The organism is Roseibium sp., from assembly GCF_965229775.1.
Classification (GTDB): Bacteria; Pseudomonadota; Alphaproteobacteria; order Rhizobiales; family Stappiaceae; genus Roseibium.
On the sequence record NZ_OZ245929.1, the window covers coordinates 5,330,515 to 5,351,425 of the forward strand.

Genomic DNA, 20,911 nt, shown 5'->3' on the forward strand with positions numbered 1-20,911 from the left:
AGGTGAAAATGTCCACACCCGTCCGCACTGAAAGCGATTCCTTTGGAGCCCTGGAAATTCCGGCGGACAAATATTACGGCGCGCAGACCGCGCGTTCGCTGATCAATTTCCCGATAGGCGGTGAGACCATGCCACTGCCGCTGGTCCATGCGCTCGGCGTGATCAAGCAGGCCGCCGCACGCGTCAACCGCGACCAGGGCAAGCTTGATCCCGACCTCGCGGACGCGATTGACCGCGCCGCCGGAGAAGTCGCATCGGGAAAGTTCGACGACAATTTCCCCCTTGTCGTCTGGCAGACCGGGTCGGGCACCCAGTCGAATATGAACGCCAACGAGGTCATCGCCAACCGGGCGATCGAGATCCTCGGCGGCGAGATCGGCACGAAGACCCCGGTTCACCCGAACGATCACTGCAACATGAGCCAGTCGTCCAACGACACCTTCCCGACGGCCATGCACATTGCCGCTTCGCGCGAGATCCATCGCCGGCTGCTGCCGGCATTGCAGCACCTGCATTCGGCGCTCACGGCCAAGTCGTCACAGTGGCAGGAGATCGTCAAGATCGGGCGGACCCACACGCAGGACGCGACACCGCTCACGCTCGGCCAGGAATTCGGCGGTTACACCGCTCAGCTGGAGATGAGCATCCGGCGGACCACGGAAGCCTCGGACGGGCTCTTTGACCTTGCACAGGGCGGCACGGCCGTCGGCACCGGGCTGAACACGAAGGCAGGCTTTGCGCAAGACTTCGCAGCCGAGGTCGCCAAGATCACCGGCCTCCCCTTCCGGACGGCACCCAACAAGTTCGAGGCCCTCGCCGCCCACGACGCCTATGTCTACGCCCATGGCGCCCTCAACACGGTCGCCGCGTCGCTGTTCAAGATCGCCAACGACATCCGCCTGCTCGGCTCCGGCCCGCGTTCCGGGCTGGGCGAACTGTCGCTTCCGGAAAACGAGCCCGGATCGTCGATCATGCCGGGCAAGGTCAACCCCACCCAGTGCGAGGCGATGACCATGGTCTGCACGCAGGTCTTCGGCAATCAGACGACGATGTCGGTTGCAGGCAGCCAGGGACATTTCGAACTGAACGTCTACAAGCCCGTCATGGCCTACAACATGCTGCAATCCATCCGGCTTCTGGCAGACGCCAGTGTCAGTTTTACCGACCGCTGCGTCACCGGCATCACGGCCAACGAGGACAACATCAAGGATCTGATGGAGCGGTCCCTGATGCTGGTGACCGCGCTTGCGCCTGCAATCGGCTATGACAAGGCAACCGAAATCGCCAAGACCGCGCACAAGAACGGCACGTCGCTGCGCGAGGAAGCCTTGAAGCTCGGCCATGTCACGGAAGCGGAATTCGACAGGCTCGTGCACCCGGAGAAGATGATCGGTCCGAACTGACGAAAAAGCCCGGCACGAGAAACCTTCGTGCCGGGCAAACGTTTCAGATCTTTGAAGGCTCGCGCGCAATGGCGAGCCCTCGGCCTTAGAAATGGACGGACTGGGTGTCCAGCGGCTTCTGGAGCGGCGGCGCGAACTTGGTCAGGTCGATGCCTTCGACAGCCGTCTTGTATTCATCGATCGTGGGCGTGCGGCCGAGAATGGCGGACAGAACCACGACCGGTGTCGAGGCGAGCAGCGATTCGCCCTTCTTGTCATCGGAGTCCTCGACAACACGGCCCTTGAAGAGGCGCGTGGACGTGGCAAGAACGGTGTCGCCCTTGGCGGCCTTTTCCTGGTTCCCCATGCACAGGTTACAGCCGGGACGCTCCAGATAGAGGATGTTTTCATATTCCGTACGCGCCGTGCTCTTCGGCGCCGTGTCATCGAATTCGAAGCCGGAATATTTCTGCAGAACCGCCCAGTCACCCTCTTCCTTCAACTCGTCGATGATGTTGTAGGTCGGTGCGGCGACAACGAGCGGGGCGTTGAATTCGACGCTGCCGGAGGCCTTTTCCAGATTGCGCAGCATCTGGGCAACGATCTTCACGTCTCCCTTGTGCACCATGCAGGAGCCGACAAAACCGAGATCGACCTTCTTCTCGGCCCGGTAGTGCGAGATCGGCCGGATCGTGTCATGGGTGTAACGCTTGGAAATATCGGCGTTGTTCACGTCCGGATCGGCGATCATCGGCTCATTGATTTCGTCGAGGTCGACAACGACTTCCGCGAAATACTTGGCATTGGCGTCGGGGGCGAGAGCCGGCTTCTCACCGGACCGGATTTCAGCGATCCGCTTCTCGGCGATGTCAACAAGGCCGCGCAGCATCTGCGCGTCGTTGTCCATGCCCTTTTCGATCATGATCTCGATACGGTGCTTCGCGATCTCCAGGGATTCGATCAGCGTCTCGTCCTCGGAGATGCAGATGGAGGCCTTTGCCTTCATCTCCGCGGTCCAGTCGGTGAAGGTGAAGGCCTGGTCGGCCAGCAGCGTGCCGATATGAACCTCGATGATGCGGCCCTGGAAGACGTTGTCGCCGAATTGTTTCAGCATCTGCGCCTGGGTCGCATGGACGACATCGCGGAAATCCATGTGCTCGGCCATGGTCCCCTTGAACGTGACCTTGACGGACTCGGGGATCGGCATGGTCGCCTCTCCGGTTGCAAGGGCAAGCGCCACTGTGCCGGAGTCGGCACCGAAAGCCACGCCCTTGGACATCCGTGTGTGGCTGTCACCGCCGATGATGATCGCCCAGTCATCCACGGTGATGTCGTTCAGAACCTTGTGAATGACGTCCGTCATGGAATGGTAGACGCCCTTGGGATCGCGCGCCGTGACCAGGCCGAACTTGTGCATGAACGCCATCAGTTTGGGCGTGTTGGCCTGCGCCTTCAAGTCCCAGACAGATGCCGTGTGACAGCCGGACTGGTAGGCGCCGTCGACGCTCGGAGACAGAACCGTCGCGGCCATCGCCTCAAGTTCCTGGGAGGTCATCAGACCCGTCGTATCCTGCGAGCCGACGATGTTGACCTTGACCCGGACATCGGATCCGGCATGCAGCACGGCACCCGGTGTCACGCCGCGTGCATTTGCATTGAAGATCTTCTCGACCGCCGTCAGGCCCTGCCCTTCATGCGAGATCTCCTTCGAAGGTGCGAAGGCGGATTTCAGTTCGATCCCGAGAGTTTCGCAGGCAAAGCTCTGCAGCTTCTTGCCGAAGACAATTGCGTAGGACCCGCCGGCCTTGATGAATTCAAGCTTCTGCGGCGTGAAGGACGAACTCAGATCGGCGTGTTCCTCGTCGCCGGCTTCGTTCAGCAGTTTCATGCTCTTGGTGTTGATGGTCAAGACGGTTCCCGTCTCCACCGAGTATTTCTGTTCCAGAACCGGGTTGCCGTCATTGTTCAGGATCGGATTGCCGTCCTCGTCCAGCTTCTTGGCCCAGTTCTTCAGGTCGACGCCGATCCCGCCGGTAACGCCGACGGTGGTCAGGAAGATCGGTGAAATGCCGTTCGTGCCCGCAACGATTGGTGCGTAGTTGACGAAGGGAACATAGGGGCTGGCCTGCTTGCCCGTCCATAGCGCCACGTTGTTGACGCCCGACATGCGCGAGGACCCAACACCCATGGTGCCCTTTTCGGCGATCAGCATCACCTGCTTGTCCGGATGCTGCAGCTTCAGCTCCTGGATCTCCTGCTGCGCCCGTTCCGAGATCATGCATTTGCCGTGCAGTTCCCTATCGGCGCGGGAGTGGGCCTGGTTGCCCGGGGACAGGAGATCGGTGGAAATGTCTCCTTCGGCGGCAATAAAACTCACCACCTTGATTTCCTCGTCGACGTCCGGAAGCTTGGTGAAGAACTCGGCCTTGGAGTAGCTTTCCAGAATGTCCCTGGCGATCTCGTTGCCGGCGGCAAAAGCTTCCTTGATGCGGTCCGTGTCGGCTTCGTAGAGGAAGACCTGTGTCTTGAGGACATCGGCGGCAGCCTGTGCGATCGACTGATCGTCTCCGAGCGCCAGATCGAGAAGGACCTCGACGGACGGTCCACCCTTCATGTGCGACAGCAGTTCGAACGCGAATGCCGGTGAGATTTCTTCAACCACGGCATCGCCAAGGATGATCTCTTTCAGAAAACGCGCCTTCTCACCTGCGGCGCTCGTCGTTCCGGGAAGCGTGTTGTAGATGAAAAACTTGAGGGAATCTTGCCTGTGCGGGTTGCCGGCATCCTTGATTTGCGCGATGAGCTCGCTCACAAGCGCGCCATCGTCGATCGGCTTGGGATGCAGCCCCTGCTCTTTGCGGCTTTCGATTTCTTCAAGGTAGGCGGTGTACAGGCTCATGAGCGTCCTCGGGAACTGGGGTTTCTTGATGCTTCGGCGCAGCCTCCAGAGAGGCGCCGGAAGCCGGACAAAATGAATTGTATGCGGCGGTATACTATTTCTCACCGGAATGCAAGAACAGATCACGCAACGCGCATTCAATTGCGGTCGCAGCAGACCGCGTGACGCGGCTCCGAATATACCAAAATCAGCCGAATTGACAGCACTCGGCCCGGTACGCGCGGTCCTGCCTTGCGGATCGGTGCTGGCGGCCCGTCGTCAGGTTCTGGCCTTTTCGAATGCCGCCCAGGCTTCCTGGAATTTTTCGAAATCGAAGCCGGGCTGACGCGCGGGCTCAAGAACGAGCTTTTCGGTCTCCAGCAGCTTGCCGATTGCGGAAGCCAGGACCGGTATCACGTCCTCGGGGATGACCAGCGCCCCGTGCCGGTCGGCGTGCACCAGTTCTCCCGGACGAATGTCCAGCCCGAAGATCTTCACCGGTATGTCGATTTCCTTCACGTGGACAAAGCCGTGGCTCGGTCCGACGGATCCGGCAACAACGAGAAAACCTTCCGGTAGATCACCGAGATCGCGCATGACACCGTTGGTCAGGGCCCCGGAGAGCCCGAGCCCCTTGTGAACGGTCGTGTTGATTTCGCCCCAATAGGCGCCGATTGCATTCGGATAGTCGACGTCCTCGACCACGGTGAGCGCCGGCCGAGGGCCTTCGGACATGTAGCGGTAGTAGTCCATGCGCCGGGTCTTGATCACATCCGCCGGTTCGGTCGGCGGTGCCAGCGCGGAGATCTTGGCGGTTCTCGCATAGCCAGCCATGGCTCCCGCCGCGGGATCTGAAGCGAGCATCGTCCCACGCGTGAAACGGTTGAAGCCGCGCCTGCCCTGCGCCACTTCGATTGCATTGCAGACGGTCGGTGTGTCGACGGATTTCAGAAGGTCCAGAAGCTCGGTATTCATGCAATGTCCAGCCAGCTCTTGAAGGCCGCGTTGACGGCCTCGGGTTGCTCCAGGGTCGGCAGATGCCCGGCCCCCTCGATGATCGTCAATTCAGAACCTGCCACAAGCACGTGCATCAGTTCATGCCGGTCCAATGGGCAGAGCCGGTCCTCCTTGCCCATCAGGATCAGCGTCGGAACATCGACCGACCTGAGGCTTTCCTGCTGGTCCGGACGGCGCTGCAGGGCCCGGGACTGACGTTCGAAAACATCGGGTCCGAGATCCAGTGCCATTGTCATGCACGTGTCCAGGACATCCTGCCGGAGCGGCCCGTTGCCAAGGTAGTTGGGTTTGAGCTCATCCCGCATGACGTCGCGCAGACCGCCGGCCCGTACCGCGTCGATCTGGGGTTCGCGGCGCCGCCGGACGTCTTCGAGTTCCGCGCACGGGTTGGTGTCGAGCAGCGCCAGCCGGGAGACGCGGTCCGGTGCCTGCCGGTAAACTTCCATCGCGACGATCCCACCCATGGAAAGTCCGGCCAGGGCGAATGCCGGCGGGGCCTTTTTCAAAATGTCTTCCGCGAGAGCGTGGATCGTGTCGAAGGCCGTGATGGGGGCCAGATGGAGTGGAACGCTGCCGGACAATGCGGCGATCTGCGGCCCATAGAGCCGCGCGTCGCACATCATTCCCGGCAGCAGGACCAGCGGTGTCACGCACGCGCCTCCGCGATGGCAGCCCCATCCGCCAGGGATTTGAGCTTTGCAAAGGCAATCTCGGGATCGACGGCGCCAAAGCCCGCAAACGTGCCGAAGCCGCAGTCCGAACCGGCGATCACCCGGTCCATGCCGACGATGCCGACGAACCGGTCAAGCCTTTGCGCAACCACTTCAGGGTGTTCGACGAAGTTGGTGGTCGTGTCGACAACGCCCGGCACCAGGATCTTGTCGTCCGGGATCTCCGACCTGCGGTCGCGGAACACCGTCCACTCATGCGCGTGGCGCGGGTTGGATGTTTCAAACAGAACGTAGCGCGCACGCGCCGACATCAGCGTCGAAAAGACCTTGTCCATGGAAATGTCGCAGACATGCGGGCCTTCATAGTTCCCCCAGCAGATATGGATGCGCACCTTTGCCGGATCGATGTTCTGCAGCGCATGGTTCAGCGCCTCGACATGGCTTGCTGCGATCTTCAGGAACTCCTCGTCCGACAGGTCTGTGAACAGCATGTGCCGGGACAGCGCGAGATCAGGACAGTCGAGCTGGAGAGCAAGACCCGAGGCAACGATCGTCTCGTATTCGTCCTTCATGACATCGGCCAGGGCCTGCAGATACGCCTCGCGCGTCGGATAGTGATCGTTTTGCAGGAAAAGCGAAATCACGCCGGGCGACGCGGCATTCATGAAACCGGCCGCCGCGCCGTGTGTCGCCATCGCATCCTTCAGATGCTTGATGTCCTTGATCAGTTCCCCCTGTCCCTTGGAACGCACTTCTCCCGTGCACATCGGGCGGGCGTATTGAGGCGTTCCTCCGCTTTCCGCGATCCGCTTCAGGAAGCTCGGGTAGAGCTTCAGGTCCGCCGGTGCGTTGCGCGGGCTGTCACCGGAAAACCCCGTGTACCGGTCCTTTACATAGGTAGCGTAGGAGATCTTCGAGGTCTCGCCGTCGCTGACGATCGTCACACCCGCATCAACCTGCTTGCGCACGGTTTCCGAAACGGCCGATGCCATCGCCGCGTCGAAGGCGGCCTGGTCGAATGGCTCGCCCTTTTCCCGGGCAAAAATGAAATCAACGACTTCCTGTGTTCGCGGCAACGAGCCGACATGGGTCACATCGATCTTGCTCATGGGTCCCCCCAGTTTTTCCGACGGGTCAACGCCGTTCTGTTGTTATCCCACCCAGGTCGGCCCAGCCGGGTCATCGGTGTTCATGACGCGGTAAAGGCTTGCCTCGCCGCTCATGGACGGAACCAGAGAATGCTCCAGTCCCGGCGGCACGGCACAGGTGTCGCCCGGTGCCAGCACTTTTTCACCGCCGGACCAAGCGAGCTTCCAGTGGCCACGCATGACCATCAGGATCTCATGGCTTTTGAGGCTATAGGGCGTCTCGGGAAGCGATCCGCGGGAAAGGAAGTCGACCTCGAACCCAGGCCTGTCCTTCAACAGGCCGTGCGCGCCGATCACCCGGCAGGGTGACTTGGCACTGAGCGCCATCATGTCCCAGTAGCGCGCGACATAATCCTTCACGATAGCATCGTTTCCGGGCTCCGGAAACGCCTTGAGTTCCTCGTCGCTCAGAAGCGGCATCGGGCTGACGCCTTCAGGAAGCGACTGGCCTTTCTTGGTATCGTAGAGAACGCCGTTCTGCCCCAGTATCAGGCCGTGATCACTGGCATCCTCGATGACCTGCGGCGCCCAGGTGACCCCGCCTCCGGCATCGTCACCGCCGAGGATCGCCATGATCATTCCGTAGTCGGTACCGATGTTTTCAAATCCGCGGAAAATGCCGGTCGGGATATTGAAGATGTCGCCTTCTTCAAGCGTGACCTCGCCCGCCGTTCCCCAGCGCCCCCAGAAGAAGCGCCACCTGCCCTTCAGCACGAAGAAGACTTCCGCGGTCGTATGCGAATGCAGCGAGTTCCGGCACTTGGGCGGCTGGCCCGCGGCACCGATGTTGAAACCCGGTGTGTCCTTGATGTGGACATGCTGGTCCGGACTTTCGGAGACGCCGCCACCGATGATGGTGAAGTTCTCTTTCTGATCCGATCCGGGCGTGTGGGCGTCGATGAAAGCTGTACGGCAGGGTTTGAGGTCTCCGTAGCGTACGATCCGGGTTTCCATTTCTTCAGGGTTCATGACCAAACCTGCTTTCAAGTTATCCGGTTTTCAGGGCGATCTGTTTCCAGATCGCCGTTTCATCAAAAAGCGTGTATTCGCGGCGCAGACCCCAGGGCCCGAATTCGGCATGCGACGCGCCCATGACATGGACCTGCGCGCCGCTGGGTTCGCCAAAGGCGCCCCATCCGTCATGCTTGCCGTTGAGGGACCAGCGAATGGCGGCGCGCGGCGGCATCGACGGGTCGTCCCGGCCTATCCGGTGCTCGATCCGGAACTCGGCGGATGGGAAACTTGCGCGCAGCCCCATCCAGAAGCGATCGGCAGCGCCCCAGGAATGACCGTTGACACCGCCCGGGTAAAACAGCGCACAGGCCCGGTCGTACTCCGCCTCGATGACCGCCATGTCTGCACCCATGATGCGCGTCAGGATGTCCGCGTAGCGTTCGCCCCATTCATTGTCGTTTCCCATGCCCTTGTAGGGTCCGGGCTTGTCGATGGCCGGTGTGAAGGGATGAACGCAGTGTTCCGGGCCGCCTTCCCGTGCAATCAGGTCGCGCGCATAATCCTTCGGATCCCAGCCCATCTGACGGACGATCGCCCCCTGGTCCCTGATGAGCCATTCGTCGTTGATCTGGTTGTCGATGGCGTGACAGTCGGCAATGATCCGGTACTGGAGCGACTTGCCGCTGGCTGGACCATAGACGCCATCGCCAAGATGTGTCGCGGTCGATATGATCCTGTGAGATGAAAGCATTCCGTCTTCCGGCGAGCCCGACCAGATCACGTCCTCCCCAAGCAGGGTCCTGTCCGGAAACTCGGCCAGCGTTGCCATGGTCGCCCCGATGACATCCTTGTTTCCGACAACAACGGACGCGGGCGAGCGGACGACAATATCGTCCGAATAGTAGTGGTGCAGCGTCGCAATCTTGCGCTCTTCCCAGATTTCCCTGGTGATTCCGATGATGTAATCGGGGAAGTCCTTCCAGCGCGGGTCAAAGCCTTTCATCGGGCCATCCTTGGGGTATGCGGGCGGAACCGCGGATCATCAGCGGTCCGTCAATCTGAATTTTCCGGACATCGTTGCGGCCCTCTTCGATCCAGCCGAGAAGCGTGGAGACCGTTGCCTCCACCATCCGGTTCGAGGGCTGACGCAGGGTTGTCAGGTCGTATGCAGGCCAGGACGCCAGGGACACATCGTCATATCCGACGACCGAAACGTCGCCCGGTATGTCCAGCTTGAGTTCAAAGCGCAGTACGTCCATGACCGCGAAGGCCATGTGATCATTGCCGACGAAGACGGCATCGGGACGGTTGCTGGCGGAAAAGATTTCGCGGGCCGCTGCGGCTGCAGTCTCGCGATTGTACATGCCGTCGATACAGGCAACCGGCTCTAGACCGGCCGCCGCCAGTCCGGCGCGGAACCCGGCCTCGCGGTCGCGCCCGGTGGACGAACCGGACCAGCCGGCAATATGGGCGATTTCCCGGTGGCCGCCGGCAAGCAGGAATTCCGCGATCTTGCGTCCGCCGGCGAGGTTGTTGGACGTCACCTGGTTGAGCCTGTCATCGTCCTGGCCACGGTTGAACAGAACCACGGGAACCCCGGCGGCCGAACATCGTGCGGCCAGCGCGTTGGACATGCCCACGGATGCGGTGATGATGCCGTCGACCTGGTAGTCGAGCAGCTCTCCCATCACCTTGTCGACGCTGGCATCATCGTTGGAGACCATGAAGACCAGGATGTGATAGCCGTGTTCCTGGAGAGCCGTGGACAGCTTTTCCAATGCATCCGGATAGAACTGGTTTTCAAGATAGGCCACCACCATACCGATGATCTTCGACCGGCCGGTGATCAGGGAGCGAGCAAGCACATTGGGACGGTAGCCGAGTTCGTTCGCGGCCTTGAGCACCTTGTCGGCCATTTTAGGTGAAACCGACGCCCCCGGCGTGAACACGCGGCTGACGGCCGACTGGCTGACACCGGCCTTCCTGGCGACATCTACGGAAGTGACTTTTTCGGAGCGCATCAGTCTGCCGTCCAACCTCCGTCCACGAGAAGAGATGTCCCGGTCACCAGCGAGGAGGCATCGCTCGCAAGATAAAGCACCGCCCCCATGATGTCCTCGACGACACCCGTGCGGCCAAGCTTGATCTTTTCCTCGATCCACTTGACCCGGTCCGGATTGTCGAAGGTTTGCTCGGTCAGCGGCGTGCGGATGAAAGTCGGGCAGATCGTGTTGACCCGGATCTTGTGCGGCCCGAACTCGAGCGCCATGGCCTTGGTGAAGCCCTCGACCGCGAATTTAGACGCACAGTAGACCGCGCGGTCGATACCGCCGACATGCGCCATTTGCGAACTCATGTTGATCAGTGACCCGGATCTGCCTGCCGCAATCAGGCCTCTCGCAACGCATTGCGTCACGAAATATGCCCCGCGCACATTCACGTTCATCACCGCATCGAAGTCTTCCGGGGTGGTATCGACGGCTGCGCTGTGGCGTGCCAGCCCGGCGCTGTTGACAAGAACATCGAACGGGCCGTGTTTGTCGATGCTGACCTGCACCTCAAGGACATCGGCGACGTCCAGTTGAAGCGCCGAGGCAGCAAGGCCCTTCGCACGGATCGCCTCGACGGCCTCGTCCAGCTTGTCGGTCCTGCGCGCTACGAGAACCACATCTCCCCCCGCCTCCGCCAGCGCCACGGCAGAGGCAAGGCCGATCCCCGACGACGCCCCGGCGACGAGCACCTTTTTGCCGGCAAGTGAAAAGCTGGGAGTGGAAGGCAGGTCGATCATGGAAGCGCAACTCCGGTTTCTGGGTCAAAGCCCGTGCGGGCCTTGTTGAAATCCCGAAGTCGGTTGAAAACGTCAACACCCAATTGCGCATAAGCGTCGAGAAGATCGACCATAACCCAGTTTTCGCGGATCAGGCCTTTCTCCACCCGCCAGAAATCAAGGCTGCGCATGGTTATCTTCTTGCCTGCAGGTGCAATCCCCATCCAGCCGTCATGCGTGACGGACTGGATCATGTCGGGCCACCCGGTCACGGCCGCATAGTTGCGGTCGCCGAAAAAGTGGTACTCGATCTGGTCGACATACTGGCCGCGATCCGGCATGGCCTTCAGAAACGGGATCTGGTGCCACTTGCGGAAGCCGTTTATGCCGCGGCCGGTACCAATTCCGGACGGCCCGTACCAGCTCATCCGCGGATGCCAGAACTTCGGCATCTCCATGACCTCGGGTCCACCCTGCGACGGGTGCCGTTTCATGTGTTCCAGCATGTCGATGATGAGCTGGCAGGTCTCTGCGCCGGTGGCCTCGTCATAAGGCCCCGGCACAATGCCGTCCTCGGTCGCCGGACCCGGCACGTGCCACTCGCGCCCGAGGCTCGGTGCCATCGGCCAGGCGCTTGCCTGCATCATTACCTCCGGAATGTCCCAAAGCGCCTGGAACTCGACAACCTTGCCGTCGACGAAGCGATAGAATTCGTGAAACCGCATGGCCAGCTGGTGACCCGTTGCCGGAATATCCAGAAAGGGCCGGTCGAAAGATCCGGTATAATACCCGCCGCAACCAACCCAGTCGTTGCCCTCCGGCGTCGGTCCGGCCATGACGATGGTATCGCGCCGCTCCAGATCCGGGATCGCCCTGAACAGCGGCGCATAGGCCTTCTCGTAAAAGGCGTCCGTTCCCGCCGTATCGCCGAACGGGTGGCACAATCTGAACAGGACATCGGGCGTGCAGAGATCGGCAAGCGCGCCTCGGACCGCGGTCTCCTCGAAGTCGTACATGGCTGCACGAAGCGGCGCGATCAGCTCTTTATGGCGGGTATGCCTGTCCATTTTATTCGGCGGCCTCTCCGTAAGGCACGTTGCCGCCTCCATATCTGCGGACACGGACATTGGCCTGCTCGGCGTGGCCGACAAATCCTTCCAGCATGCACAGGCGCGAGCAATAGGCCCCGATTTCGGCAGCGGCCTCGTCGGTCAGGACCTTCTGGTAGGAATGGGTTTTCAGGAACTTGCCGACCCAGAGCCCACCGGTATATCGGCCAGCCTTTTTCGTCGGCAGCGTGTGGTTGGTTCCGATGACCTTGTCACCGTTGGCGACATTGGTGCGTGCGCCCAGGAACAGTGCGCCGTAGCAGGTCATGTTTTCCAGGAACCAGTCGTCCCGGTCGGTCATCACCTGGACATGTTCCGAGGCGATGTCGTCTGCAACGGCCAGCATTTCGTCATAGGTGTCGCACAGGATCACCTCGCCATAGTCCTCCCATGACTTGGAGGCGGTGTCGGCGGTCGGCAGGATCTTGAGCAACCGCTCGATCTCAGACAGCGTCTCGCTCGCAAGCTTGCGGGAGTTGGTCACCAGGACGGCCGGAGAGTTGTAGCCGTGCTCTGCCTGACCGAGCAGGTCGGTTGCGCACATTTCCGCATCGACCGTTTCGTCGGCAATCACCATCGTCTCTGTCGGGCCCGCGAACAGATCGATACCCACCCTGCCGAAGAGCTGGCGCTTGGCTTCGGCGACAAACGCGTTGCCCGGCCCGACCAGCATGTGCACGGGATCGATCGTCTCCGTCCCGAGCGCCATCGCACCAACGGCCTGAATACCGCCAAGGACATAGATTTCATGCGCCCCGCCGAGCTGCATGGCGGCGATCACGGCCGGGTTCGGCGCGCCCTTGAAGGGCGGCGTGGCCGCGATGATGCGCGGCACCTCGGCCACCGACGCCGTTGCCACCGACATGTGCGCTGACGCAACCATCGGAAATTTGCCGCCGGGCACGTAGCAGCCGACTGACTGCACCGGAATGTTCTTGTGGCCGAGGATCACGCCGGGCATCGTCTCGACCTCGATATCCAGCATCGAAGCACGCTGCGCCTCGGCAAACTTGCGCACCTGTTCCTGCGCGAACTTGATATCTTCCATGTCCCGGGCGGAGACCTGGTTCATCAGGGCTTCGATCTCCGAAGCGCTCAGTCTGAACGATGCGGGAGAATAATTGTCGAACTTTTCGGACAGCTCGCGCACGGCGGCATCGCCGCGGTTTTCGATCTCCTTGAGCGTTCCCTCCACGATGGAGCGAACCTTGGCATCGTCTTCGGACCGCTCGGCTTCCGGCTTGCCGCGCTTCAGATACTCAATGGCCATGTTTCTTCCCTTTCAAAGCGCCGGCGGAACATCTTCTGAAGGAGTCCTCTCGCCGGAGCGCCCGTACCACTACCTATCAATTTGCATACGTATGCAGAAAGTTCAAGCAACTATAAGTGCAACACGCAAAACTGCGTAGTTCAAGGTCAGGCGGCCTTCGTCGGCGCAGGCGGAATGCGCTCGCCGCGGTCAAAGCCTTCCCAGCCCTGCCCGTCGAACACATCCTTGCCGAGCTGCGCCAGAACATGGGGAAAATCGACCATGACCCAGTTATCGACAATCTTGCCGTCGACGACCTTCCAGAAATCCATGTAGCGGATCTCGACCCGCTTTCCGGTCGGAGCAATCCCCATGAACTCCCCGGAATGCGTTGCTTCCTGTCGCCCGAAGGCGGCTGCCCATTCGCCCATGTAGAGCCGGGCTTCATCAACGCAAACCTTGTCGGAAAACGCCGCCTGAAACGGTTTTTGCCAGTTGTCCTGAAACTCCTTCAACCCTGTCTTGGTGCCGCAGCCTGTGTTGCCCAGCCAGCGGAAACCATCGGAAAAGAATTCACCGATATCGGCAATCCGGTGATCGTTGAGACCGTCGACCATGTCCTCGATGACACGGCGCGTATCATCCGTCTTGCTCATATCCGTGTCGCGGCTGAGGACCGCCTGTTCGGGACGTGAACCCTTCATGTTTCACCTGTTGGAACGTGTTTTTGCGAATTTCTCATGACTTAGCCCTTGACCGCGCCCGCCGTCAGGCCGCTGACGATCTGACGCTGGAAGATCATGATCAGCAGGAACAGAGGTGCGATGATCGAGACGGCGGCCGCCACGGCCTCGACCTGATCCGTCGTCGTCGTTTCCCGGTTGAAATAGCCCGCGATGGCCGGAACCATCGTCTGGTTCTGGGCATCCAGAAGCAGCGAACAGACGAGGTAGTCGTTGTAGGCCAGCAGGAAGCTGAACAGTCCGGTGGTTATCACTCCCGGCCACATGACCGGCATGATCACCCACCTGAACGCCTGGAAGTGCGTGCAGCCGTCGACGCGCGCCGCCTCATCCAGTTCATTGGGGATGTTCTGGAAGAACGAGCGCAGCATCCAGATCGTGAAGGGCTGGTTGATCGAGACGAGCACGGCAATGACCGCCCAGGGTTTGCCGTAGAGTGTCGGCGCCGCCTCCCCGAGGAGCGGGCGCAAGATCTCCGCCGAGTTGATGAACGGCGGCAGGTAACCCGCGACCAGCACCGAATGCGGCAGCGCGCGGAACACCAGGGCCACGATCAGGATCCAGAAGGCCAGACTGGAGCCGGACCGGGCCAGGCCATAGCCGGCCAGGGTACCGACGGTCAGCGACACCGTCACGACCCCGACGGTGATGATCAGGGAGTTGATGAAGTTCTCGTAGAATGCGTTCTCAACCCAGACCGCCTGGTAGTGCTCCGTCGTCAGGCCGAGGATCGGCTTTCCAAGCGGCCCCAGGACGGAATTCAGCGCTCCCAGAACCGGCGGCAGAATGCCGAAGAAGACGATCAGGAAGGCAAGCGCGAACGCGAGCGCACCGATGATCCAACCCGGAACGATCAACTCCGGCGGCGTAAGCTGCGTGACGAGACGCGGAAGCTTGGTCACGGCCAGATGGACGGTATACCAGAGCACGGCAATGCCAACGACGATGCTGACGATCGATAGACCGCGTCCGGTGGCAACCGTTTCCGGTCCGAAGATCACGCTGAGCGGGTTCGCCGCGAAGGCATCGATCGGGTCCTTGAAGCTCATCACCGCGATCCAGAAGATCGGGAAGGCTGCCAGCAGACACCAGAAGGCCAGGAAACCTGCGGAGGACAGACGCAGCGCCATGGGCTGCTGCATGGATTTCGGCGAACTCATACCCGTCCCCCCTTGTGATCGCGCCAGGTCTTGCGCAGGAGCGGCACAAGCAGCACGACAATTCCGATCATGGTGAGCATCGCGCTGGCGGATGCGCGCGAAATGGAACGGTTGCCGCTGTCATCGGGCGTCAGCAGATCGTAGGTCAGCCACTGCAGCGAGATCCGGTAGGCCTGGCTGGAGAAGCCGACGATCTCCTCAAAGACCCGGTAGGAATCCATCAGATGAATGAGCGAGATGAAGACAATCAGCGGCATGAGGTGCGGAATGACCACGTAGCGCAGGCGCTCCCAACGGCTGGCGCCGTCAATCACGGCCGATTCCAGCGTGTCCTGGTTGACGGTCTGAAGGCCGGCATAGAAGACCACGAAGGCAAAGGGCGCCACGTGCCAGACCCGGTAGAACATCATCAGGAGTTCGATCGTCCAGCCTTGCGCGAACATGGAAATGTCGCGCGCGAGCCACCATTCGAGGAACGCCGTCATGATGCCGTCACCGATGAACAGCCAGCGGATCGATAGAGCCCCGATCACCGGCGTGATGATGAACGGGAGCAGCGATATGAAAATGATGGGGCCGCGTATCATGCGGGTGGCGTTGTTCACCGTGACTGCGATCGCCAGCCCGACGCCGATGACAAGGGGAAGCGTCACCAGCGTGAAGGTCAGGGTGAAACGGAGGGCCTTCCAGAAATCGATGGTCAGCAGCGCACCGAAATCCAGCGCCTTCAGGGCCGCCCAGGCGCGATCGGGTTCCAGAACGTTCACATAGCTTTCCAGCCCGACATACTTGACGGTGGTCACCACCTTGCCGTCCTCACCGAGGACCGGCTGCACCTTTTCCTCGGTGACGCAGGTCTGGTTGGGGAAACCGGGCGTGCAGGTCTCGACCTGCACCGTCTCGAAGACGGGCTGGGTGATGTAGAAGCTTTGCATGAACACGCTGATCAGCGGCGCAGCAATGAAGAGCAGCATCAAAAAGATGGACGGGCCGACAAAGGCGGCAAAGGTCTTGGCATTCATGCTGCCCTCCCTTGAATCGCGCGGTGAGCGTGGCCGGAGGCCTTTTGACGAATACGCGGCCGGTTGCCCCGAATTCTTCAAAAACGCTCCGGGGCGAAGGGCGCGAACGCCCTTCGCTGAGACGTGGGTGGCTTACTTGATCAAGCCGGCTTCCTTGGCGGAGGTCGTGTACGCCGCCGAGATGTCCTTCAGCGTCGTCTGGGCATCCTTTGCGCCTGTCAGGTAGTCGGCGACACCGTTTCCAAGCGCCGTGTGCATCAGGCCCATCTGCGAGCTGGCCGGATAGGGAAGCGCGCCGGCTTCAGCCGTCTGAACGACACCGAGCGCGAGTGGGCCCGGTTCGTATCCCTGGACAAGCCAGACAGCGACATCGTTGTTTTGCTTGACCATTTCCGGGGTCATGCCGTTCATGGCAACCCGGAAAGCGGCCTCTGCCTCTTCGTCCGACGCATTCTTGGCGATCACGATCCCGTCCCACCACAGGGTCGAGGCTGCGCGGGCATTTGCCGTCGGTGCGCCGGCCATCTTGACCTTGCCGACAACCTGCGACTCGTTCGGATCATCCATGGCACCCGCGCGGCTCGCCCACAGGTTCGCCATGGCGATCTTGCCCTGCTGGAACTGCTGCTGCACGTAGGTGCTGTCGGACACGAGATATTCCGGATCCATGTACTCGGTCAGCTTCTTGAGCATTTCGAGCGAGGCAACGCCCTCTTCGTTGTCGATCGTTGCCGAATTGTCCGGACCGAAGAATTCACCGCCCATGCCCAGATACATGTTCACGAATTCCTCGCCGAGGTTCCAGCCGGTCTTGAACGTGCCCCCGATCGGATAGTCGACGACGCCCGCGTCCTTGATCTTGGCTGCGGCTGCAAGCACTTCGTCATAGGTCTTGGGAACCGGAATGCCGAGATCCGTCAGGATGTCCTCGCGGTACATCAGATGCTGGGCATTGACCATCATGGCGACAGCCATGGTCTCGCCGTTGATCTTGATGAGCTGGTTCGGTGTCAGGTTCTGACCGTATTTCTCGATAAGGCTGTCGAGCGGACGGATCGTGCCTTCGTTCAGAAGCGGCACGAGCGTGCCGTTGGCGACACCGCCAATCTGGTAAAGCGACGGGTCGGCAGCGAACGCCGCCGGCTGCTTGGTGCGGAATTCCTGGTCGAGCTCGGCTTCGAAATCGCCGCACTTGGCCATGAATGACGTGACCGCTTTCCAGGCCTCGAAACCGGCGGAGAGCGATTTCACCGGCGTGGTATTTTCAAAGTCACAAGCGCTCGCCGCACCTGTGACTGCCAGCGTCATTGCGCTGGCGAGAAGAAGTTTCTTGAGCATGCGTCAGGTCTCCCTGCTGTTCCTTGCGCCGTCTGGCGCTCTTCTGGTTTTCGGCTGTGAGCCGGGTTCGGACAGGCTTACGCGTCGATACGCGCGCCCGTCTCGTGATCGAAAAGGTGACAGATTTCCGGCGGAATATGCAAACCGACCGTTTCATCGATTTCGATGCGGTAGTCCTTGTTGGCCTTGACCGACACCAGCGCACCCCCGGCTTTCACCGTGATCATGGTGGCATCACCCAGGAGTTCCATCGTGTAGACCGGAGCGCTGATCTCCGCCTCTGCGCTCGAACCGGCGACAGCCGCGTCCTCTGCCCGGAAGCCGAGCGTGACCGGGCCGTCAGGGGCATTGAGCCCCTGGATCGCCACGTTCTCGCCCGTGAAGGTACCGCCGGAGAGCGTACCCTCCATGAGGTTCATCGCGGGCGATCCGATAAAGCTGGCAACGAACGTGTTGGCAGGACGGTCGTAGATTTCGGTCGGCGAGCCCACCTGCTGGATGATACCGCGCTTCATCACGACAACCCGGTCCGCCAGGGTCATCGCCTCGATCTGGTCATGCGTCACGTAGATGGTCGTGACCTTCAGCTCGTGCTGAAGGTTCTTGATCTGCGCCCGCGTCGAAACACGGAGCTTGGCGTCGAGGTTGGAAAGCGGCTCGTCCATTAGGAACACATTCGGCTCGCGCACGATCGCGCGCGCCAGGGCGACGCGCTGGCGCTGGCCGCCGGAGAGCTCTGCCGGCTTGCGATGCAGGAACTCGTCCAGTTCGACCATGGCGCTTGCCCGGCGCACGCGTTCATCATGCGTTGCCGGATCGACCTTCCGCACTTTCAGGGGAAAGCGAATGTTCTCGTAGACATTCATGTTCGGGTAGAGGCCGTAGGACTGGAACACCATGGCGATGTCCCGATCTTTCGGATCCAGGTCGTTCACGACCCTGTCGCCTATGATGATCTCGCCGCCGGTCGCATCTTCCAGTCCGGCGATCATGCGCATCGTGGTTGTCTTGCCGCAACCGGACGGGCCGAGAAGTACCAGAAACTCACGGTCGGCGATGGTGAGATCGAAATTGTCGACGCCGACAAAAGATCCCCACCGCTTCGACACATTCTTGAGCTGAATTTCTGCCACAGCCATCCCCTCTTCGACTGTTTTCAGATCAATTTTGCATTCCTATGCAAAACAGCTAGACACAGCGAAAAGACTTTGGCAACGTTTTTTTGCATACGAATGCAAAATTGTTGCTATACCTTCATATCTCTGAAACCTGCAAGGTACCCAATGTCCGATTTCCGGCGCGCACCCCACAGCTTCCTGAACACCGTTCTGGCCACTCCGGCACGGGAGACCGATGACCTTCTCGCCCGCCATCTGAAGGAAGATGTGATCTTCGATATCTCAGATCCGGTGAACCGTCTGAGCGGACGCGACAGCGTGCGCAGCGCCTTTTTCGAACCCCTGAAGGAGGCCCTTTCGCATGTGCGCCGCCGCGACGAGATTTTCATCGGCGGACCGAACCGCCGCGAACCCGGCGGGCACTGGTGCGCTTCATTCACACATTATCTCGGTAATTTCGAAAAGCCGCTCTTCGGCGTCCAACCATCGAACCGTCTGGCGTTTCTGCGTTCGGGTGAATTCTACCGCATCGAGGAAGACGGACGGATCTCGGAAGCCAAGATCATTCTCGACCTGATCGACCTCATGCGCCAGGCCGGGCGCTTCCCCCTGCCCCGCATCCTCGGCACGGAGATGCTGTTCCCCGGCCCGGCCACGCATGACGGTGTGATGCCGGTCGGCCAGGCGGACGGTGAAACGACCCTCGATCTCTGCGAGGCGATGCTGGCAGACCTGAAGGCCTTTGATCCGGAAAACTTCACCTCGAAGGGACAAACCGGTGAGGACGGGTACTGGCATGACGACATGCTTTGGTACGGACCGGGCGGGATCGGTTCCAACTATCGCTGGAGCGGTTTTGAAAAGGATCACCGGGCGTCATTCCTGACGGCGTTTCCCGATCGTGTCGGCGGCAATCACTATTGCCGGATCGGCGACGGCGATTTTGCTGCCGTCAGCGGCTGGCCCTCCATGACCATGACCCACAAGGGCGACTATATCGGCGTTCCGGCGACCAACAGGGCGCTGACGCTCCGCGTCATGGACTTCTACCGCTGCGCCGGCGGCAAGATCATGGAGAACTGGGTCATGCTCGATTATGTGGACCTGTTCAGGCAGATGGGGCGGGATCTGATCGGCGAACAGGCGCGCCCCTGACGCAACCACCTACCGCTCCGCGGGAAAGACTTGCGGCCGGCCTATTTCTTCTCGCGCCATGATACCACTGCGGGATCGGCAGTCGCGCAGGCCGCAAGGATCAGGTCACGGGACATGAACGGCCCGGCGGCGCGGCTGGCGGCCCCAGCCGCCACACAGTCGCCGGGCCTGCTCCCAGGGGTGATGTGTCCACTTGGCCCGTCGAAGGCAAACAGCTGCTCCGCTTTGCCATCGGCGCAGTCGCGCAACCCGAACGCGATTGCGGGATCGCCTGGTGCGATGAGTTCCATGCACTTGCCGTCAAAGGCAACGGAGCGGATCTGCCCGGACGCCGTGTCGAAAGTGAACTGGACGTCCCCTCCGCGCGGCTTGCACGAATGGGCGTGGAGATTTTCCCCGAACCCGCGCCCCTGCGTGTCGATGCACCAGCCGAGATTGTCGGCCTCGTCGAGATTGTCCGCAAGATAGATCACCGGCGCCGGTGTCTTGAGATCGGGCGCTTCGGCGCGCACCTGAGACGGGAGACCCATGAGCAGGCAGGCAAGGAAGGGTGCGGTTTTGCGCATCTGATAGTCCTCACTTGATGAATGACGGGCTGCCGCTCAGGCGCCCTGCCTTTTCGGAATACCCTTTCGATCCTCCGGCGGCGCGGAACGTTGCGTCACGCCATCGACAAGCACGAAGGCGATCGCACACGGCTCCGTTCCCCGGTTCGACCAGGCATGATTGGTCCCGCGCTGGACGACCACGTCGCCGGCTTTCAGGAGGACGTCCTCTTCGTCCATCAGCATGTAGATCTCGCCTGTCAGGATCACCGCGTAGTCGACGCTGTTGGTCCGGTGCATCCAGGGATGCCGTGCATCTTCCACGATATTATCGCCCGCGCCCATTTCCGCGAATGCCGCTTTTCCGTCCAGCGTCTTCATGACTTCCGGATCTTCCGGCATGAATTCGACCACCCGGAACACGCTGCCGTTTTCCGGCGGGTGCAGAATGAACGGCCCGTCGCAGGTCTCGGTCGGGCCGTCATACTCCGCAGGCGTTCCGTTGGACAGCCAGAAGTTGGTGAGCGTGACGCCGGGCCGGTTCTCCCGTTGAAGCCGGTGGGTCGCTATGCCATCGCTTTCAACAATGGCAACGCCTTTGCTGTCATGGCCGGTCACGACACGTCTGAATTCTCTAGCCATTTCCATTCCGCTC

The 20,911-nt window shown here is 61.0% G+C and carries 19 protein-coding genes; 2 read left to right on the plus strand and 17 right to left on the minus strand.

What is annotated here, in order from left to right; all coding sequences use genetic code 11:
- Nucleotides 1-8: 8 nt before the first annotated feature.
- Nucleotides 9-1,403, plus strand: coding sequence for a class II fumarate hydratase (gene fumC / locus ACO07N_RS24275; RefSeq protein WP_421983464.1), 1,395 nt, complete (start codon nt 9-11; stop codon nt 1,401-1,403).
- 85 nt (nt 1,404-1,488) lie between these two features.
- On the opposite strand, the gene ACO07N_RS24280 is transcribed toward fumC, so the two are convergent.
- The 15 genes from ACO07N_RS24280 to ACO07N_RS24350 form a co-directional block, all read right to left on the minus strand.
- On the minus strand, nt 1,489-4,281 hold the full coding sequence (locus ACO07N_RS24280; protein ID WP_421983465.1) for a bifunctional aconitate hydratase 2/2-methylisocitrate dehydratase: 2,793 nt from the start codon (nt 4,279-4,281) through the stop codon (nt 1,489-1,491).
- Nucleotides 4,282-4,539: 258 nt separating this feature from the next.
- Nucleotides 4,540-5,235: an RraA family protein gene (locus ACO07N_RS24285; RefSeq protein ID WP_421983466.1), complete on the minus strand. Its 696-nt coding sequence runs from the start codon at nt 5,233-5,235 to the stop codon at nt 4,540-4,542.
- Nucleotides 5,232-5,927 carry an alpha/beta fold hydrolase gene (locus ACO07N_RS24290; RefSeq protein ID WP_421983467.1) on the minus strand — a complete coding sequence of 232 codons (696 nt, stop codon included), beginning with the start codon at nt 5,925-5,927 and terminating at the stop codon, nt 5,232-5,234. The genes ACO07N_RS24285 and ACO07N_RS24290 overlap by 4 nt, the downstream gene beginning before the upstream one ends.
- Nucleotides 5,924-7,057, minus strand: coding sequence for a cobalamin-independent methionine synthase II family protein (locus ACO07N_RS24295; protein WP_421983468.1), 1,134 nt, complete (start codon nt 7,055-7,057; stop codon nt 5,924-5,926). The genes ACO07N_RS24290 and ACO07N_RS24295 overlap by 4 nt, the downstream gene beginning before the upstream one ends.
- A 42-nt stretch (nt 7,058-7,099) precedes the next feature.
- Complete coding sequence (locus tag ACO07N_RS24300) at nt 7,100-8,065, minus strand: cupin domain-containing protein (RefSeq protein ID WP_421983469.1); 966 nt, start codon at nt 8,063-8,065, stop codon at nt 7,100-7,102.
- A gap of 19 nt (nt 8,066-8,084) precedes the next feature.
- A complete protein-coding gene (locus tag ACO07N_RS24305; protein WP_421983470.1) occupies nt 8,085-9,053 on the minus strand; it encodes an ester cyclase in 969 nt (322 codons plus the stop codon).
- Nucleotides 9,040-10,071, minus strand: coding sequence for a LacI family DNA-binding transcriptional regulator (locus tag ACO07N_RS24310; RefSeq protein ID WP_421983471.1), 1,032 nt, complete (start codon nt 10,069-10,071; stop codon nt 9,040-9,042). The genes ACO07N_RS24305 and ACO07N_RS24310 overlap by 14 nt, the downstream gene beginning before the upstream one ends.
- Nucleotides 10,071-10,838, minus strand: coding sequence for an SDR family NAD(P)-dependent oxidoreductase (locus ACO07N_RS24315; protein WP_421983472.1), 768 nt, complete (start codon nt 10,836-10,838; stop codon nt 10,071-10,073). Before ACO07N_RS24315 ends, ACO07N_RS24310 begins: the two co-directional genes overlap by 1 nt.
- A complete protein-coding gene (locus ACO07N_RS24320) occupies nt 10,835-11,884 on the minus strand; it encodes an ester cyclase (RefSeq protein WP_421983473.1) in 1,050 nt (349 codons plus the stop codon). Before ACO07N_RS24320 ends, ACO07N_RS24315 begins: the two co-directional genes overlap by 4 nt.
- A 1-nt stretch (nt 11,885) precedes the next feature.
- Nucleotides 11,886-13,196 (minus strand): histidinol dehydrogenase, encoded by a 1,311-nt coding sequence (gene hisD, locus ACO07N_RS24325; RefSeq protein WP_421983474.1) that lies wholly within the window; start codon nt 13,194-13,196, stop codon nt 11,886-11,888.
- 146 nt (nt 13,197-13,342) lie between these two features.
- A complete protein-coding gene (locus ACO07N_RS24330; protein WP_421983475.1) occupies nt 13,343-13,879 on the minus strand; it encodes an ester cyclase in 537 nt (178 codons plus the stop codon).
- A 41-nt stretch (nt 13,880-13,920) separates the two neighbouring features.
- Nucleotides 13,921-15,078, minus strand: coding sequence for a carbohydrate ABC transporter permease (locus tag ACO07N_RS24335; RefSeq protein WP_421983476.1), 1,158 nt, complete (start codon nt 15,076-15,078; stop codon nt 13,921-13,923).
- Complete coding sequence (locus tag ACO07N_RS24340) at nt 15,075-16,100, minus strand: carbohydrate ABC transporter permease (RefSeq protein WP_421983477.1); 1,026 nt, start codon at nt 16,098-16,100, stop codon at nt 15,075-15,077. Before ACO07N_RS24340 ends, ACO07N_RS24335 begins: the two co-directional genes overlap by 4 nt.
- A gap of 132 nt (nt 16,101-16,232) precedes the next feature.
- Nucleotides 16,233-17,438, minus strand: coding sequence for an ABC transporter substrate-binding protein (locus tag ACO07N_RS24345; protein WP_421983478.1), 1,206 nt, complete (start codon nt 17,436-17,438; stop codon nt 16,233-16,235).
- 77 nt (nt 17,439-17,515) lie between these two features.
- A complete protein-coding gene (locus ACO07N_RS24350; RefSeq protein ID WP_421984484.1) occupies nt 17,516-18,571 on the minus strand; it encodes an ABC transporter ATP-binding protein in 1,056 nt (351 codons plus the stop codon).
- Nucleotides 18,572-18,721: 150 nt separating this feature from the next.
- Here ACO07N_RS24350 and ACO07N_RS24355 point away from each other — a divergent pair, with 150 nt between their 5' ends.
- The gene (locus ACO07N_RS24355; protein WP_421983479.1) at nt 18,722-19,711 is read left to right on the plus strand and encodes an ester cyclase; all 990 of its coding nucleotides are present in this window, start codon (nt 18,722-18,724) and stop codon (nt 19,709-19,711) included.
- 41 nt (nt 19,712-19,752) lie between these two features.
- Here ACO07N_RS24355 and ACO07N_RS24360 read toward each other — a convergent pair whose 3' ends face one another.
- Complete coding sequence (locus ACO07N_RS24360; protein WP_421983480.1) at nt 19,753-20,277, minus strand: ricin-type beta-trefoil lectin domain protein; 525 nt, start codon at nt 20,275-20,277, stop codon at nt 19,753-19,755.
- Nucleotides 20,278-20,313: 36 nt separating this feature from the next.
- A complete protein-coding gene (locus ACO07N_RS24365) occupies nt 20,314-20,898 on the minus strand; it encodes a cupin domain-containing protein (RefSeq protein ID WP_421983481.1) in 585 nt (194 codons plus the stop codon).
- Nucleotides 20,899-20,911 lie beyond the last annotated feature (13 nt).